This window comes from Brenneria roseae subsp. americana, from assembly GCF_003115815.1.
Lineage (GTDB): Bacteria > Pseudomonadota > Gammaproteobacteria > Enterobacterales > Enterobacteriaceae > Brenneria > Brenneria roseae.
The window spans coordinates 74,417-89,339 of record NZ_QDKJ01000007.1; the positions used below are offsets into that span (position 1 = coordinate 74,417).

Sequence of the window (14,923 nt, forward strand, 5' to 3'; positions counted from 1 at the left end):
GGCGGCATGACCAAACCAGTGATTGTGATCCACGGCGGCGCCGGCGCATTGACCCGCTCGGCGATGAGCGCAGAAAAAGAGCAGCGCTATCTGGCCGCATTGACGGATATCGTCGCCCGCGGGCAGCGCATTCTGGCGCGATACGGCAGCGCGCTGGATGCGGTGACCGAAGCCGTCCGGCTGCTGGAAGAGTGCCCGTTGTTCAACGCCGGCCACGGTTCGGTATTCACTCACAATGAAACCCACGAACTGGATGCCAGCATCATGGATGGACGCAGCCTGGATGCCGGGGCGGTCAGTTGTGTCAGCCATATCCGCAATCCGGTATTGGCGGCCAGAACGGTGCTGGAACAGAGCCAGCATGTCATGTTTACCGCTGAAGGCGCGGAAGCGTTCGCCCGCCAGCACAACCTTGACATGGTCGAACCGGCGTTTTTCTCGACTGAAGAGCGACGCCAGCAATTGCATCACGCACAAGCCGGAGCGGGCAACGTCGTACTGGATCATGATGGTCAGGCTAACAACGATCCTATCGACCCCGACCGCAAGTTCGGCACCGTAGGCGCCGTGGCGCTGGACAGCATGGGGAATCTGGCGGCGGCGACCTCAACCGGCGGCATGACCAACAAACAGGCCGGACGCGTAGGCGATAGTCCAATCATCGGTGCGGGTTGCTACGCCAATAACCGGACGGTAGCCGTGTCCTGTACCGGAACCGGGGAAATATTTATGCGCACCGTCGCCGCTTACGACGTTTCGGCGCTGATGGACTATGCCGGGCTTACGCTGGAACAGGCCGGCAATCGTGTGGTGATGGAGAAGCTGGTGCAGTTGGATGGCAGCGGTGGGTTAATTGCGGTCGATCGCGACGGCAATATTGCGCTGCCGTTTAACAGTGAAGGGATGTACCGCGGCTACGGCTATGTTGGGGAAACGCCTGTCGCAGCCATTTACCGCTGATCGCGGCGAATAACCGATCTGCCGCTCCACCGATACACCGATACCGTTTATGGATTAGGCCGGCGTTCTGCGCCATCGTAGTGCGCCGTGCGCCACCAGTACGCATACAACCACCGTTGCCCAACCTCCGTTCCGGTCCTCAATCCCCTTCCTGCTCCGCGCCAGTAAGCGCCACGGTATTGCCGGAAATGGCGTAATAATTGCATTGGATGGGTATCGTCCAAACCTTTCTCACGGCATCACACCGAAGAAACACCCGTTGCAACCGGAGCATGTGACCATGCGCTTACGCCACATTGAAATCTTTCAGGCCATTATTCAGGCTGGCACGATCAGCGGCGCCGCGCGCCTGCTCAATGTTTCTCAACCTAACGTCAGCCGGGTTCTCAGCCACGCGGAGCAACAGCTTGGTTTCGCGTTGTTCGAACGACACGCTCAGGGCATGGTTGCGACGCTTGAAGGTCGCCGCTTAATCCCCAAAGTGCAGGAGTTGTTCAGCCAGCTACAAAACATTAGCCAGCTGACCGAACAAATCAAAACCGGAAAAGAACAATCGGTTCGCCTGGGAGCGGCTCATGCGTTCGGGCAAATGATCGTGGCGCCCGCGCTGGTAGAATTTCGCAGGCAGGCCACTCTGGTGAATGTCGAACTGGTTACGGAACATTTCAGTACCCTGTGCCAAAACATTCTGCAAAACCAGCTCGATTTTGCGCTGATATTTGGGCAACAGGTCCCTGCCGAATTTCTGGCAGAGCCGCTGTTTCAATCATCCATGGTGGCGCTGCTTCCCAAGGACAGCCCGATAAATGGGCCGGTTTCTCTGGAATGGCTATGCAACAACAACCTGCTAATGATGCAGCTACAGGATCCGCTCGGACAGGTGCTGCATCGGGCATTGCGTGACAAAGCCCTGAAACCTTCGACCTCGTTGTACATCAAAACGTATTCCGTGATTGCCGATATGGTGCTGGCCGGCGGAGGCGTGGGCGTTGTGGATCTTTTTACCGCCTGTCGCTACGCCGATCAGCTTAAGATCGTACCGATCGATCAGCCTTTGCCGTTTGAAGTCACACTGATTAGCCGTCGTGATAATCCTCAGTCGCGGGCAACGTTGCAGTTGAAGCAGATCATGAAAAGTAAATGTTGGGAAATCGCCCGCCAAAATGAAGCACTGTTGCATGCGGCGTAAACCGACAAGTAAGCTGGGATAACAGCACATTATGAGTACTTATCCATAACCAATAAGACGATTCACTATCGTCCGACGGCGTCGTTGTAGATTTTGTCCTACCTTGTCCCGGTACTCAACGCTATAATCTCTCCATCATTTGCTCTACAGGTATGCACCAATGATTCGCAGCATGACCGCTTACGCCCGGCGAGAAATCAAGGGCGACTGGGGAAGCGCAGCCTGGGAACTGCGTTCTGTTAACCAGCGCTATCTGGAAACCTACATCCGTTTACCAGAACAATTCCGCAGTCTGGAACCTGTTATTCGCGATCGTATCCGTGCACGATTAACCCGCGGAAAAATTGAATGCAACCTGCGTTTCGATCTGGACCCGCGGGCACAAAGTTCGCTGATTTTGAATGAACAGCTGGCAAAACAGCTGGTCAACGCCGCCAACTGGGTAAAAATGCAGAGCGATGAGGGAGAAATCAATCCGGTCGATATTCTGCGCTGGCCCGGCGTGATGGCCGCTGAAGAGCAGGACCTTGATGCAATCAGCGCCGAATTATTACAGGGATTGGATGGCGCGCTGGATGACTTCATCACCGCACGGGAAAGCGAAGGTAACGCGCTGAAAGCGCTGATTGAACAGCGTCTGGCTGGCGTCAGTGCCGAGGTTCTCAAAGTCCGCGCCCATATGCCGAACATTCTGCAATGGCAGCGTGAACGACTGCTGAGCAAACTGGAAGAGGCGCAGGTTCAGTTGGAAAATAACCGACTGGAACAGGAGCTGGTGATGATGGCGCAGCGCGTTGATGTCGCAGAAGAACTGGACAGGCTAGAAGCCCACGTGGCTGAAACCTACAAAATTCTGAAAAAAGAAGAAGCCGTAGGCCGCCGTCTGGATTTCATGATGCAGGAATTTAACCGCGAATCTAACACGCTGGCCTCAAAATCCATTAATTCCGACGTCACAACTTCCGCGATTGAATTGAAAGTGCTGATTGAGCAGATGCGGGAACAGATTCAAAATATTGAGTAAATTCTCACCGTCAATAAAACCCGCTCTAACAGCCCGATTATACGGGCTGTTTCTTTCTCATAATGTCTCATCATTGATCTCCTTTGCGCAGCGCCGGCATTTCTCAATCCCCCTTAGATGCCAGTAGATCATTTCCACCCTTTGTCTTATTCTCATACATCGTCATATATTCAATAGGGGCGGGTTCATTGGTAGTTAACAAGTCCTGGGTTTGATGTCCCCCCTCGCCCAAACGGAACCAAAATGAGTAAACCGACGATAGTCTTTATCGCTGTGGCCGTACATAATCGGTGGTTCAGGTAGTCAAAAAAGTTCAGGAAAGGGAAGTATTTTGAGGCTTGTCGTTATATTTATTGTTATTGCCGTCCTGCTGCTCAGTGTATTTATGTATATGAGCAATACCGCGCCGTTACCGTGGTGAAGAGATGTCTGCAAGTATACGTAAGGAAATATTCGAATGAGATTTGAAATGAAGTTCGCTACGGCATTCCTGGCGCTCATGGTTGTTGCTGGATGTAGCACTCAACATGGCGTTAGCGCCAAAAAATCAGTCGGCATGCCTAACCCTGCATCCGTTTATTGCCAAGAAAAAGGCGGCAGGCTGGAGATGGTTGGAATGAATAGCGGCACAGTCGGGTACTGCGTATTGCCAAACGGCGAGCGTATCGAAGAGTGGACGCTTTACCGCCGAGACCATAATCAATCATAGCCTGCGGTACGATACTTCTAAGTCAGCCACGACAATATGCCAAGATTTCATCAGATTGCCTGAACGGCGTTCGTATTGATGGCATTAGCTGGTCTTCAGAATCCAGCAACAACGCTCTGATGTATTGCCGTCATCAAAAGAAATTCCGAACACCCCCTCTTCAAGCAAGATTAAATGTTATTTTTCAGTGTATTTATCACTATGCCTGACCTGATAAGCGACGTTGTATGCGGTTATTGAGCGACTCAATAAGCAGGACTTCTAAAATGGCGTTCCTCTGTTTTTAAGGATTTACAGATCTGTCCATACATGTTGGGATATCGATAACGGATTTTGATCAGGGGAATGAAATGGGCTTAGTGTTGAAAGCGGTGATCGGTGCGGTTGTTGTTTTGCTCATCGGGTACTTATCAAAGACAAAAAATTATTACATTGCCGGACTGGTTCCACTCTTCCCGACATTTGCCCTTATTGCCCATTACATCGTTGCGACTGAGCGCAATGTCGCCGCGCTACGCACCACCATCTTATTCGGCATGTGGGCCATCATTCCTTATTTCGCCTATCTTGCGTCTCTCTGGTACTTAAGCGGCATAACGAAGTTATCCTATTCACTGTTCGGTGCTTTAGCCTGCTGGTGTATTACCGCGATAGCTTTGATTGTTATCTGGGGCCGCTGGCACTAGGCGGGGAGACACCGCAAAGGCCATACCCGCTGTTTTACCTCAACAAGGGATACGGCCTTACCGTACTGATTAATCTGACTTAGTAATAACCCAGTAATTTCCACCAAACCAGACCGACGGCGAAAATCAGGATGACGTTGAAGGTGACAATTAAAAAATTAATTTTATAAAAGCGTATACGTTCAAAATATCCCTGAGCAAAATAAATCGGCCCGGGTCCTCCGCCATATTCTGTATTGCCCCACATCAGGTTACTAAAAATACCAAAGCAGATGGCAACCATCATCGGCGGTGCGCCTGCGGCGATTGCCGTCGCGGCAAAGGGGACATACAGCGCCGCGACATGCCCGGAGGCGGTGGCAAAGAGATAATGCACGTAAATATACAGAACACCCAATAAAACAAATGTTTGTATCGCGCCAAAGCCGTGAATGGAACTGCCTAATATCGCGGCCATCCATTTAATGAATCCCAAATCGGATAGTCCACTGGCGAGGCTGATAATTACGCTAAACCAGATGACGGTATCCCAGGCCGCATAATCTTTTAGCAAATCTTTCCAGTCAACGGCGCGAACAGCGAACAGATACGCGGCCAATCCAAGCCCTACCGACGTGGCAGATAAACCGGTTATCAGGCTGGTTCCCCATCCGATCAGCGCGAGAATAAAGCCAAATGCGACCTTTTTCTCCACCAGCGTCATAGGGCCTAATTCTTCCAGCGAACGACGACCCATCTCTTTCGCTTCGGGCGTGCGTTTTAGCTCCGGATTGAGAACTTTGTACACCAGCAGCGGCATCAGACAAAAGCAAACCATGGCAGGAACAACCGCAGCGATAAACCAACCCCCCCAGGTAATTTCTATACCCAAAGAGCCTTTCGCCAGACTGCTGACCAGCGGGTTTGCCGCCATCCCCGTGAGGAAGATAGCACCAGTAATCGGCGTAAACTGAAAGCAGACCATGGTGAGAAAATCACCGATCCTCTTCCCGGTTTCGCCGGGGGCTGATCCCAATACGCCGTTAATCGAACGTGCAATCGGGAAAATGATCCCGCCGGAACGCGCGGTTACCGAAGGCATGGCGGGCGCCATGATCAAATCGGATATCCCTAATGAATAGGCGATACCGAGACTGCTTCCGCCGAATAATGAAAGCATTTTATACGCTATCCGTTTTCCCAGTCCTGATGTCACAAAACCAAGAGAAAGAATGTAGGCGCAAAATATTAACCATACGGTTCCACTGGAAAAACCGGATAAGGCTTTTGCTTCCGTTAACGTATTAGTAAAAATGGTCACACAAAGCGCAATTAACATAACCGCGCCAGAGGGTAATGGCTGTGTCAAAATTGCAGCGATAGTCGCGGCAAAAATAGCAAACATGTGCCATGCCTGAGGCGTAAGACCTTCCGGGATAGGACACAGCCAGATTATTCCGCCGATGGCGACAGGAATAATCGCGGCAATGATCTTTTTCCCCGTAAATGATCCAGATGACATCATCATCTCCTCAATCGCTAGGTAGTTTGATTGTCGTGAATTAATTCCGACCGGCTGAACTTTTTAAGACCTGATCAACCATGGCTGGCGCCATGCCAAGGTAATTCGCGGGATTCGTCAGTTGCTCAATTAATTCAGCGTCAAGACGGCTGGAAACGCCGGGCATGGCATTCAGCACATCGGCAAGGCGACCGCCTTTCTCATTCACAATGCGGCAGGCGTCATACACGATATCGTGCGCATCCTGACGGCCGATATAAGGCGCCAGCCCCATCATCACGGCTTCCGCGACAATCAGCCCTTTGGTCATATCAAGATTTCTGGCCATGGCGTCTTCATCCACGATCAGTCCGCTCAACATAAACTTGGCTTGATGCAGCGCGCCTGCCGTCAGCACGAAGCTTTCAGGAATCGCGATCCATTCGGCGTGCCAGGGGCCGGTCGCGCGTTCCAAATCCTGAACCATGGCGTCCAGCATTAAGCCCGCCTGTTGGCGTACGCCTTTGGCGCAGGCCAGCATCAATTCGCTGGAGATAGGATTGCGTTTTTGCGGCATGGTGCTGCTGGCTCCACGGCCCTTTACGAAGGGTTCGTACAGTTCCCCAAATTCGTTGGAGGCCATCAGCATGACGTCATACGCAATTTTGCCCAGTGAACCGGTGATTAATGCCAATAAATTGACCGCTTCAGCAAATCCATCGCGTGCGACGTGCCAGGTTGAAACCGGAACCCCCAGGCCAAGCTCTTCCATCATGGCTCGTTGTACTTCCAGCCCCTTATCGCCCAGAGACGCGAGCGTGCCCGCGGCTCCCGCGAATTCGCCGACCAGAATACGCGGGCTGGCTTGCTGAAGACGTTCCTCATGACGATCAAAAATATCGAGCCAGATGGCGACCTTGTAGCCAAACGTTACGGGCAAGGCTTGCTGCAAGTGGGTACGGCCGGCCATCGGCGTATTGCGGTAACACAGCGCCAGATCGGCCAGCGTGCCGCGCAGCGTTTTAATATCCGTCTTGATGAGTTCAAAAGCGTCCCGGATTTGCAGCACTACGGCGGTATCCATAATATCCTGGGTGGTCGCGCCCCAATGGACATAGCCACCTGATTCGCCAGCCTGCCTGGAGATTTGATGTACCAGCGGAAGGATGGGATAACCGACTATTTCTGTTTCATGGCGAAGCAGCTCAAAATCAAGCGTGTCGGCATCGCATTTAGCCGCAATTTCCTGCGCAGCGGCTTCAGGGATAACACCGCAGCGAGCCTGGGCTTTAGCCAGCGCGATTTCCACTTCCACGTATTTGCGGATCAGCTCGCGATCGTCAAAAACAGCGCGCATTTCCGGGGTGCCGAAAGCATCACGAAATAAAATTGAATCAAGTACATTCGAGGCCATAAAAGAATCCTTGATAAATCATAAGGGTGATAAAATACGGCATGCCTTACTCCGGAACGCGGCTACAATCAGTTGAATGCCGCATGACGATAAGACATGCGCAGCCAGATTAAATGACCGTACAACTGTAAATGTACGTACATTTAATATGTACAGACAAAATAGAATGTACGGACATTTAAAGGGAAGTATTTTTGCATCCCTTTGTGATGTGGATCATTAATATTTATTGAAGCCGTTACCTATGAAAGAGTCTTTGTATAAGCGTATTTCGCGTGAACTGATTCAAAACATCGCATCCGGCCGGTTCCCGGCAGGCACGCTCCTGCCGTCCGAATTGGAATTGTGCGAGCAGTATCAGGTTAGCCGCCACACGGTACGCGAGGCATTGCGTGATTTAACCGAGCAGGGCTTAATTTTGCGACGTAAGGGCATCGGCACCATGGTGGCCGACAGAACCGCGGATAAGGGGCTTAATCACCCGCTGGCGTGTCTTGAAGATTTATTTTTCCTGGCGAAAAACAATCTGCGGGTGGTTAAAAAGATCGATGAAATCGTCGCGGATTATGAACTTTCCCAGGTTATCGGCTGTGAGCCCGGCTCGCGCTGGCTGCATATCGCCAGCATCCGTGAAGACAGCAAGAAAAAAGATGAACCGATATGCTGGACTGACAGCTATGCCAGCCCGACATACGCCAAAATACGTCAGTTGGTGCGCAGCGATCCGTTTGCATTAATCAGTGATTTAATCGAAGAACACTATGGCGTGCAAAGTAAGGAAGTCAGGCAGACCATTTCCGCCGTCAACATTTCCGCCAGGATAGCCAAAGCACTGGGTGTTGAAAACGGATCGCCCGCCTTAAGAATCGTGCGCCGCTATATCGATCGCAACGGTGAGACGTTTGAAACCACGGTATCGATCCATCCCGCTGACCGATATACCTGTTCTATTGTGCTAAAACGTCACAATAGCAATTAACACAAGCCGACCGCTTTCACCAACGCACCCGTTTATCGCGGGCGCGATCGTCAGCATGGTGGCGGTAAATAATCCCCGAGCGGCTTTCAACATATCCTGCGGGCTTGTTTAGCCGAACATCCAATTCCGCTGAGGTAACACGTCGATCGGGCAATGCAATACCCGTCGAAATAATCTTAAGTGGCACCAATCCCTGAGGTAACGTTGTATCTGACATATCCAACCTATGTCCTTTCCAGAATCACATTCTTTTTTTATCTGGCACTTAACCGAGAGACGCCTGTGCCCGTTGATTAGAATAACGTAATGATGCGTAATGTGAATGGTGAACTCAACCACACGCGGCGTTATGGGAATAACGGTGACGCAAAAAAGGCACGCCCATGTCGTGCCTTTCGTTTTTACAGCCGGAATCGAAAATTATTTTTCCGTTTTATCCTGCAACTGACCAACCTGCGGCAGACCCGCACTGGCAGACGCAGACAGCAAACCGGTTTCAACATAGTTGAACAGTTTTTCACGCGTATCGGTGATATCCAGATTACGCATGGTCAGCTGACCGATACGGTCATCCGGCGAGAACACCGAGTCACCTTTTTCCATCGTCAGACGTTCCGGCTTGTAGGTCAGATTGTCGGAAACGGTATTCATGATGGAGTAGTCATTGCCGCGACGCAATTCCAGCGTCACTTCACCCGTGATGGCGCTGGCAATCCAACGCTGAGAGGCATCACGCAACATCAGCGCCTGCGAATCAAACCAACGTCCCTGATACAGGAAGCGGCCCAACTGACGCCCGTGCGCGTGATACTGTTCAATGGTATCTTCGTTATGGATACCGGTTACCAGACGCTCGTAAGCAATGTGCAGTAACGCCATTCCCGGCGCTTCATAGATGCCGCGGCTTTTCGCTTCAATAATACGGTTTTCAATCTGGTCGCTCATGCCCAGACCGTGGCGTCCGCCAATACGGTTTGCTTCCAGCATCAGTTCGACGTCGTCGGCAAAGGTTTTGCCGTTCAAGGCGACCGGGTGACCGCGTTCGAAACGGATGGTGACTTCTTCCGCGGCGATTTTGACGTTTTCATCCCAGAATTTAACGCCCATGATCGGGTTAACGATTTTGACGCTGGAGTTCAGATATTCCAGATCCTTGGCCTCATGCGTCGCGCCCAGAATATTGGAATCGGTGGAATAGGCTTTTTCCGCAGACATTTTGTAACCGAAACCGGCCTGCGCCATGAACTCGGACATTTCCTGACGGCCGCCCAACTCATCAATGAAGTCGGTATCCAGCCACGGTTTGTAGATTTTCAGTTCGGCATTGGTCAGCAAACCGTAACGATAGAAACGCTCGATATCGTTACCTTTATAGGTACTGCCGTCACCCCAGATGTTAACGCCGTCTTCTTTCATTGCGGCAACCAGCATCGTACCGGTGACCGCACGGCCCAACGGAGTGGTATTAAAATAGGTCACGCCCGCCGTGGTGTTGTGAAATGCGCCGCACTGAATCGCGGCAATCCCTTCAGCAACCAGTTGCTTGCGGCAGTCGATCAAACGGGCGTTTTCAGCACCGTATTCCATAGCGCGGCGTGGGATCTCCTCGTAGTCATCCTCATCCGGCTGACCCAGATTTGCGGTATACGCATAAGGAACCGCGCCTTTCTGACGCATCCAAAGTAGCGCAGCGCTGGTATCCAGACCACCTGAAAACGCAATACCTATACGCTGACCAACTGGAAGATGCTTAAGAATCGTTGTCATAAATGTAATCCCTGCTCGAAAGATCGATGGTTAGAAGCTTAGCAGCCCACACCATTATGTTACGCAATACATTGATGAGAGGTGATACCTTTGCCGCATCGCAGAACAGGCAGGCCAAGACTATCGTCAAAATCAACACGCTCAAGAATGCATATTTATGCAAAATAAGTGAGTGATAATTTAAACATCTTTTTGCTGGGACAGGAAGAGTAGAGTGATACTTTATGCAAAAAAATTCGCGCTCAACAATGATGGGGAACCGGTCTCCAATTATAACACCGTACATGGCGACAGACTAAATCGAGCATTTTCTGCGCCGTACAGGTTAATGGACGAGAACGAGAATAAACCAGACTATAAACCGCATCAGGTAAAGCATCCTCAATGGGTATAACGCCTAATCGCTGATTAAAATCATCCAACGCCAACCGCGCCAGCGACAATACGGTCAGGTAGTCTTCACGCAACACCAGCTGTAAGCCGCAAATACTGGAATCCGAACGTACCGGCGCCTGGGAAACATCGGAAACGCCAAACAAAATCTGCTTTTCTATCTGCTGGTAATATCCCATATCCGTTTCCGGCATAAACCAGCGCCCCTTTTTCAACTGCGCCAGAGAACGGCTGTGGGCCAATGGGTGCCCAATACGCGCCGCCACGCCAAACGGCGCGACAAAAAGGGGTTCGATGACAAATTCGGCGACCGGCACCGTCGGCGCAATTGTTCCTACCGCAAAATCAAGCTGCCCCTCACGTAGCGCAGACAACAGGGTTGAAAGCTGGGCCTCTTTTATAACGACGCTGGCTTGAGGAAGATCTTTTTTAAAGTCATTGAGAACCGAGGATAGTATCGTCACAGCCAACAGCGATGAAATCCCAAACGCCACCCCGCCCTGAGAATGCTGATTAATCTGTTCAATTTCATCGGCCGCCCGTTCCAACTCTTCCAGGATCAAGCGCATCCGTATAGCGAAAGCACGGCCTGATTCCGTTAGCGTAATACCATTATTACTTCTTATCAGCAGGGTCGCGCCCAGCGTTTGTTCTAACTCCCGTAGCGCGCGGGTCAGTGCAGGCTGCGATTGATTCAGCGCTCGCGCTGCCGCACGGATACTGCCACATCGAATGATCTCATGAAAAATTCTGAGCTGTTGTAATTTGGGTAAATACTTCATCACGGCCTCTATCAACTTTTGGCATCGCCTACAACTTATTATCATCTCCACACGATCAAAGTGGTTATGTTACATAGTATCCATCCTGCTATTTTGTCCCGTTACGATGGAGCTTACTCCGTGCTACAGCTCATTTTAGGTATCCTGGTTTTGTTCGCGACGCTCTGGCTGCTGATAAAACGGCACGATACCCGTACCGTGCTCATCGGCTCCGGCCTGTTACTGTGCCTGGTGTCATTTTCACCCATGGATGCCTTTGCCGCATTCAGCAAGCGGATGACCACTGCGGGTTTGATTGAGGCTATCTGCGCCAGCATGGGGTTTGCATATGTAATGAAATATACCCGGTGTGATGCCAGTCTGGTGCAGATTTTAACGAAAGGACTCAGCCGGCTAGGGATCTTTCTGGTGCCAATGGCCGTCATGGTCACATTCGTCATCAGTATCGCCATCCCCTCGGCTGCCGGGGTTTCTGCCGCCGTGGGGGCAACGCTAATCCCCTTGCTGATTGCCGCCAAAGTGCATCCGACGATTGCCGGGGGAGCGGTTTTATCCGGCACGCTGGGTGCGGTGCTCAATCCCGGCGTGGCGCATAACGCCTTTATTGCCAATATCGCCAAAATGAATGTCATGGATCTGGTGTTCTACCACGCCCCCATCAGTATCGCCTGCGGGGTGATTTGCGCGGTCAGCCTGATGATCGTTGCGATGGTTCGCAAAGAGTTAAATTATCAGGCCGGACAGGATATATCGGCGACGGCGACCGTTGATACGGAAAACCCGCCCGATGAAAAACCTCATTATCTGCATGCGTTAGCTCCCTTTATTCCGGTGCTATTACTGGTTTTTTCCAATGCGGGATGGTTGGGTAAAACCGAAATGAACGTCCCTGCGGCAATGTTAATCGGCTCGATTTATGCCTTATTCATTACCCGCTCCAGCGCCAGTCAATTAACAAAAGAATTCTTCAACGGCATGGGTTCCGCCTATGCCAACATTCTCGGCATCATCATCGCCGCCGCGGTGTTTATTGAAGGTCTGCAAGCCTGCGGCATTATCAAAAGTTTTATCACGCTGTTAACTCAATATCCTGAGTTTGCCCGCTGGGGCGGCACCATTGGCCCGTTCATGATGGGATTGATCACCGGCACCGGGGATGCCACCGCCTTCGCATTTAATGAAGCGGTCACCCCACATGCCGGTTCTTTCGGGTATGAAATTCCCAATCTGGGCGTCGGCGTCATGCTGGCGGCCTGTCTTGGCCGCAATATGTCTCCGCTGGCCGGCGCGGCGATCGTCTGTGCGGGTTTGGCCGGGGTGAATCCGGTCGACATGATAAAAAGAACCGCCCCGGGGATGATCGTCGCGGTCATCGTCGTGGCGCTTTTCTTCCTGTAATTAAGGTGCAAAAAATGAAAGACATCACGTTACAACAGTTAATCGACTGGCGTAGAGAATTTCACCAATTCCCCGAAGAAGGCTGGTCGGAGTTTGTGACTACAGCAAAAATCATTACCCGTCTGCGCGCGATGGGCTATCGCGTGCAAGCGGGTAAAAAAAATATCAATGAACAATTCATCCGGGGCAGAAACGATAACGTGGTGGAAAAGGGCCTCGCCGCCGCGTATGCCCAGAATATTGACCCTACGCTGCTGGCGGAAATGGACGGACTGACAGGCTGCGTGGCGCTGCTGGACAGCGGTCGTCCCGGTCCGACCATCGCCTTGCGCTTCGACATTGACTGCGTATTGGTGCAGGAAACCGCGTCTCCCGACCATATCCCCAATCAGGCGCAATTTGCCTCCGTTAATCCGGGAAAAATGCATGCCTGTGGTCATGATGGACATACCGCCATCGGCTTAGGTATCGCACAGTGGTTGATGCAGCAGCGCAACACGCTGAACGGACGCTTCAAACTGATTTTTCAACCCGCGGAAGAAGGGGTTCGGGGGGCCAGGCCCATTGCTGAAAGCGGCATTTTAGACGATGTGGATTATTTTTTGGCCCTACATCTGGGAACCGTGGCCAAAAGCAATGAAGTTTTGGTCGATCCGCAGGGTTTTCTTTGTACGACCAAGCTGGATTTTCGTTTCTATGGCGTACCGGCTCATGCCGGCGCTGATCCGCAAAAAGGGCATAACGCCTTGGCAGGCGGCTGCCATTGCACCATTCAGTTGTTGGGTATCGCCCGACATGGCGATGGCATGTCGCAGATAAACGTTGGCGTAATCCGCGCTGGCGAAGGCCGCAACGTGATCCCCGCGAAAGCTGAACTACAGATAGAAGTAAGGGGCGCGACCAAAGAGATCAACGACTATATGACCGATCGCGCAATGCGTATCGCCCAGGGCGCGGCGCACAGTTTTGACTTGAGACTGGAAACAGAAATTACAGGCGAAGCCGTCGACCTGCGTAACGATCCAGAAATGATTGAGGTGTTGAAACAGGCCATTGCCGAGCACCCTTCGTTGAAGGTGGTATCACACCACTTTGGCGGCAGTGAAGACGCCACTATCCTCGCCAGACGAGTACAAGACAAAGGTGGTAAGGCGCTCTATTTTATTCTGGGATCGGATCTTACCGCGGGACACCATCAATCCAACTTTGATTTCGACGAGCAATCACTCCTAACGGGTGTCGAGCTGTTTGCCGGGTGCATCCAACGGTTATGCAAAATGTAGAGTCGCTTCTTATTCTTATGCAACAGGCTTGGATATGTTGCATAAGATAGCGATCAAACCAGCTAAGTAATTTTCAGCCAATTTGACGAGTATAGCGCGATTTCTTATGCAAGCTAAGCAGCAAAAACGGTTTACGCGACATCGCCGACAATAATAAAACATCGTTTCAGTTTCATTGTTAATCTTTGCTATCCTCCCGCTGTTAATGGTTTCCTTTGCATGTTGCTGGAGAGGTTATGTCTAAGAAAGTCGCCATTCTGCTGGCACCTGGTTTTGAAGAAGCAGAAGCGATTATGGTGATCGATGTACTGCACCGCATGAAAGTGGAAGTCACCATGCTGTCTTGTCACGACAGGCTGGAACTGCGCAGCTATCACAATATTCGTATGTTTGCCGATGCCTTACTGGAAAGAAATCAGGATGTCTTGTTCGATGCCGTGATCCTCCCCGGAGGCCCACAGGGAACGGTAAACCTGGCAGCAAACCCCGCGGTGGTTGATTTCATCCGTCGTCATGATGAAGCGGGCAAACTGATTTGCCCGCTGTGTTCCGCCGCTGCTCGCGTACTGGGTGGCAATAAACTGCTTAAAGGCCGTCGCTATGTTTGCTCAGGCAAGCTATGGCAGGATGTCACCGACGGCGTCTACGTGAATGAAAAGGTTGTCGAAGATGGCAACCTGATCAGCGGCAAAGGTCTGGGCGTGACGTTCGATTTCGCCTTCACTATCGCCACACGTCTGACAGGCGACAAGGAAAACGCCAACTTCCAGGTTGAGCATATCGATTACGATTACTGGCGCACCCCGGCCTGAATATTATCTCTGGCGCGGGTCTATCCGCGCCATGTTCCCGCAAACGT

At 51.6% G+C, this 14,923-nt stretch carries 13 protein-coding genes and 1 pseudogene; 9 read left to right on the forward strand and 5 right to left on the reverse strand.

Translation table 11 applies throughout. From position 1 onward, the window contains the following. Positions 1 to 6: 6 nt before the first annotated feature. From B4923_RS10560 to B4923_RS10580, 5 genes are all read left to right on the forward strand, one after another. Entirely contained in the window at positions 7 to 960 is a 954-nt protein-coding gene (locus B4923_RS10560; RefSeq protein ID WP_109054327.1) for an isoaspartyl peptidase/L-asparaginase family protein, read from the forward strand. A gap of 280 nt (positions 961 to 1,240) precedes the next feature. After that, complete coding sequence (locus B4923_RS10565; RefSeq protein ID WP_109054328.1) at positions 1,241 to 2,149, forward strand: LysR family transcriptional regulator; 909 nt, start codon at positions 1,241 to 1,243, stop codon at positions 2,147 to 2,149. A gap of 160 nt (positions 2,150 to 2,309) precedes the next feature. Then, complete coding sequence (locus tag B4923_RS10570; protein ID WP_109054329.1) at positions 2,310 to 3,173, forward strand: YicC/YloC family endoribonuclease; 864 nt, start codon at positions 2,310 to 2,312, stop codon at positions 3,171 to 3,173. A 469-nt stretch (positions 3,174 to 3,642) separates the two neighbouring features. Beyond that, positions 3,643 to 3,882 (forward strand): putative hemolysin, encoded by a 240-nt coding sequence (locus B4923_RS10575; protein WP_109054475.1) that lies wholly within the window; start codon positions 3,643 to 3,645, stop codon positions 3,880 to 3,882. 350 nt (positions 3,883 to 4,232) lie between these two features. Further along, on the forward strand, positions 4,233 to 4,568 hold the full coding sequence (locus tag B4923_RS10580; RefSeq protein WP_109054330.1) for a GlpM family protein: 336 nt from the start codon (positions 4,233 to 4,235) through the stop codon (positions 4,566 to 4,568). A 79-nt stretch (positions 4,569 to 4,647) separates the two neighbouring features. Here the strand turns inward: B4923_RS10580 and B4923_RS10585 are convergent, their stop codons facing one another. Together B4923_RS10585 and B4923_RS10590 are read right to left on the reverse strand one after the other, a co-directional pair. Then, the gene (locus B4923_RS10585; protein WP_109054331.1) at positions 4,648 to 6,069 is read right to left on the reverse strand and encodes a DASS family sodium-coupled anion symporter; all 1,422 of its coding nucleotides are present in this window, start codon (positions 6,067 to 6,069) and stop codon (positions 4,648 to 4,650) included. A 40-nt stretch (positions 6,070 to 6,109) separates the two neighbouring features. After that, positions 6,110 to 7,462 (reverse strand): class-II fumarase/aspartase family protein, encoded by a 1,353-nt coding sequence (locus B4923_RS10590; protein ID WP_109054332.1) that lies wholly within the window; start codon positions 7,460 to 7,462, stop codon positions 6,110 to 6,112. A gap of 244 nt (positions 7,463 to 7,706) precedes the next feature. Here B4923_RS10590 and B4923_RS10595 point away from each other — a divergent pair, with 244 nt between their 5' ends. Beyond that, on the forward strand, positions 7,707 to 8,441 hold the full coding sequence (locus tag B4923_RS10595; RefSeq protein ID WP_109054333.1) for a GntR family transcriptional regulator: 735 nt from the start codon (positions 7,707 to 7,709) through the stop codon (positions 8,439 to 8,441). A gap of 40 nt (positions 8,442 to 8,481) precedes the next feature. Here the strand turns inward: B4923_RS10595 and B4923_RS10600 are convergent. The 3 genes and pseudogenes from B4923_RS10600 to B4923_RS10610 all read right to left on the reverse strand — a co-directional run. Further along, positions 8,482 to 8,658 (reverse strand): annotated as a pseudogene (locus B4923_RS10600) (ketoacyl-ACP synthase III); the annotation flags it as partial. Between the two features lie 203 nt (positions 8,659 to 8,861). Next, positions 8,862 to 10,208: an argininosuccinate synthase gene (gene argG, locus B4923_RS10605; protein WP_109054335.1), complete on the reverse strand. Its 1,347-nt coding sequence runs from the start codon at positions 10,206 to 10,208 to the stop codon at positions 8,862 to 8,864. Positions 10,209 to 10,450: 242 nt separating this feature from the next. Next, complete coding sequence (locus B4923_RS10610) at positions 10,451 to 11,383, reverse strand: LysR substrate-binding domain-containing protein (protein WP_109054336.1); 933 nt, start codon at positions 11,381 to 11,383, stop codon at positions 10,451 to 10,453. Between the two features lie 120 nt (positions 11,384 to 11,503). Here B4923_RS10610 and dcuC point away from each other — a divergent pair, with 120 nt between their 5' ends. From dcuC to B4923_RS10625, 3 genes are all read left to right on the forward strand, one after another. Then, the gene (gene dcuC, locus B4923_RS10615; protein WP_211313944.1) at positions 11,504 to 12,781 is read left to right on the forward strand and encodes a C4-dicarboxylate transporter DcuC; all 1,278 of its coding nucleotides are present in this window, start codon (positions 11,504 to 11,506) and stop codon (positions 12,779 to 12,781) included. A gap of 14 nt (positions 12,782 to 12,795) precedes the next feature. Next, on the forward strand, positions 12,796 to 14,064 hold the full coding sequence (locus B4923_RS10620) for an amidohydrolase (protein WP_109054338.1): 1,269 nt from the start codon (positions 12,796 to 12,798) through the stop codon (positions 14,062 to 14,064). A gap of 236 nt (positions 14,065 to 14,300) precedes the next feature. Continuing rightward, entirely contained in the window at positions 14,301 to 14,876 is a 576-nt protein-coding gene (locus B4923_RS10625) for a DJ-1/PfpI family protein (protein WP_109054339.1), read from the forward strand. Positions 14,877 to 14,923 lie beyond the last annotated feature (47 nt).

Bases quoted from the DNA above. Each gene is read 5' to 3' on its own strand.
- B4923_RS10625 (WP_109054339.1), top strand. From the start codon at position 14,301: ATGTCTAAGAAAGTCGCCATTCTGCTGGCACCTGGTTTTGAAGAAGCA.
- B4923_RS10560 (WP_109054327.1), top strand. From the start codon at position 7: ATGACCAAACCAGTGATTGTGATCCACGGCGGCGCCGGCGCATTGACC.
- B4923_RS10575 (WP_109054475.1), top strand. From the start codon at position 3,643: ATGAAGTTCGCTACGGCATTCCTGGCGCTCATGGTTGTTGCTGGATGT.
- B4923_RS10595 (WP_109054333.1), top strand. From the start codon at position 7,707: ATGAAAGAGTCTTTGTATAAGCGTATTTCGCGTGAACTGATTCAAAAC.
- B4923_RS10565 (WP_109054328.1), top strand. From the start codon at position 1,241: ATGCGCTTACGCCACATTGAAATCTTTCAGGCCATTATTCAGGCTGGC.
- B4923_RS10590 (WP_109054332.1), bottom strand. From the start codon at position 7,462: ATGGCCTCGAATGTACTTGATTCAATTTTATTTCGTGATGCTTTCGGC.
- B4923_RS10620 (WP_109054338.1), top strand. From the start codon at position 12,796: ATGAAAGACATCACGTTACAACAGTTAATCGACTGGCGTAGAGAATTT.
- B4923_RS10610 (WP_109054336.1), bottom strand. From the start codon at position 11,383: ATGAAGTATTTACCCAAATTACAACAGCTCAGAATTTTTCATGAGATC.
- B4923_RS10570 (WP_109054329.1), top strand. From the start codon at position 2,310: ATGATTCGCAGCATGACCGCTTACGCCCGGCGAGAAATCAAGGGCGAC.
- argG (WP_109054335.1), bottom strand. From the start codon at position 10,208: ATGACAACGATTCTTAAGCATCTTCCAGTTGGTCAGCGTATAGGTATT.
- B4923_RS10580 (WP_109054330.1), top strand. From the start codon at position 4,233: ATGGGCTTAGTGTTGAAAGCGGTGATCGGTGCGGTTGTTGTTTTGCTC.
- B4923_RS10585 (WP_109054331.1), bottom strand. From the start codon at position 6,069: ATGTCATCTGGATCATTTACGGGGAAAAAGATCATTGCCGCGATTATT.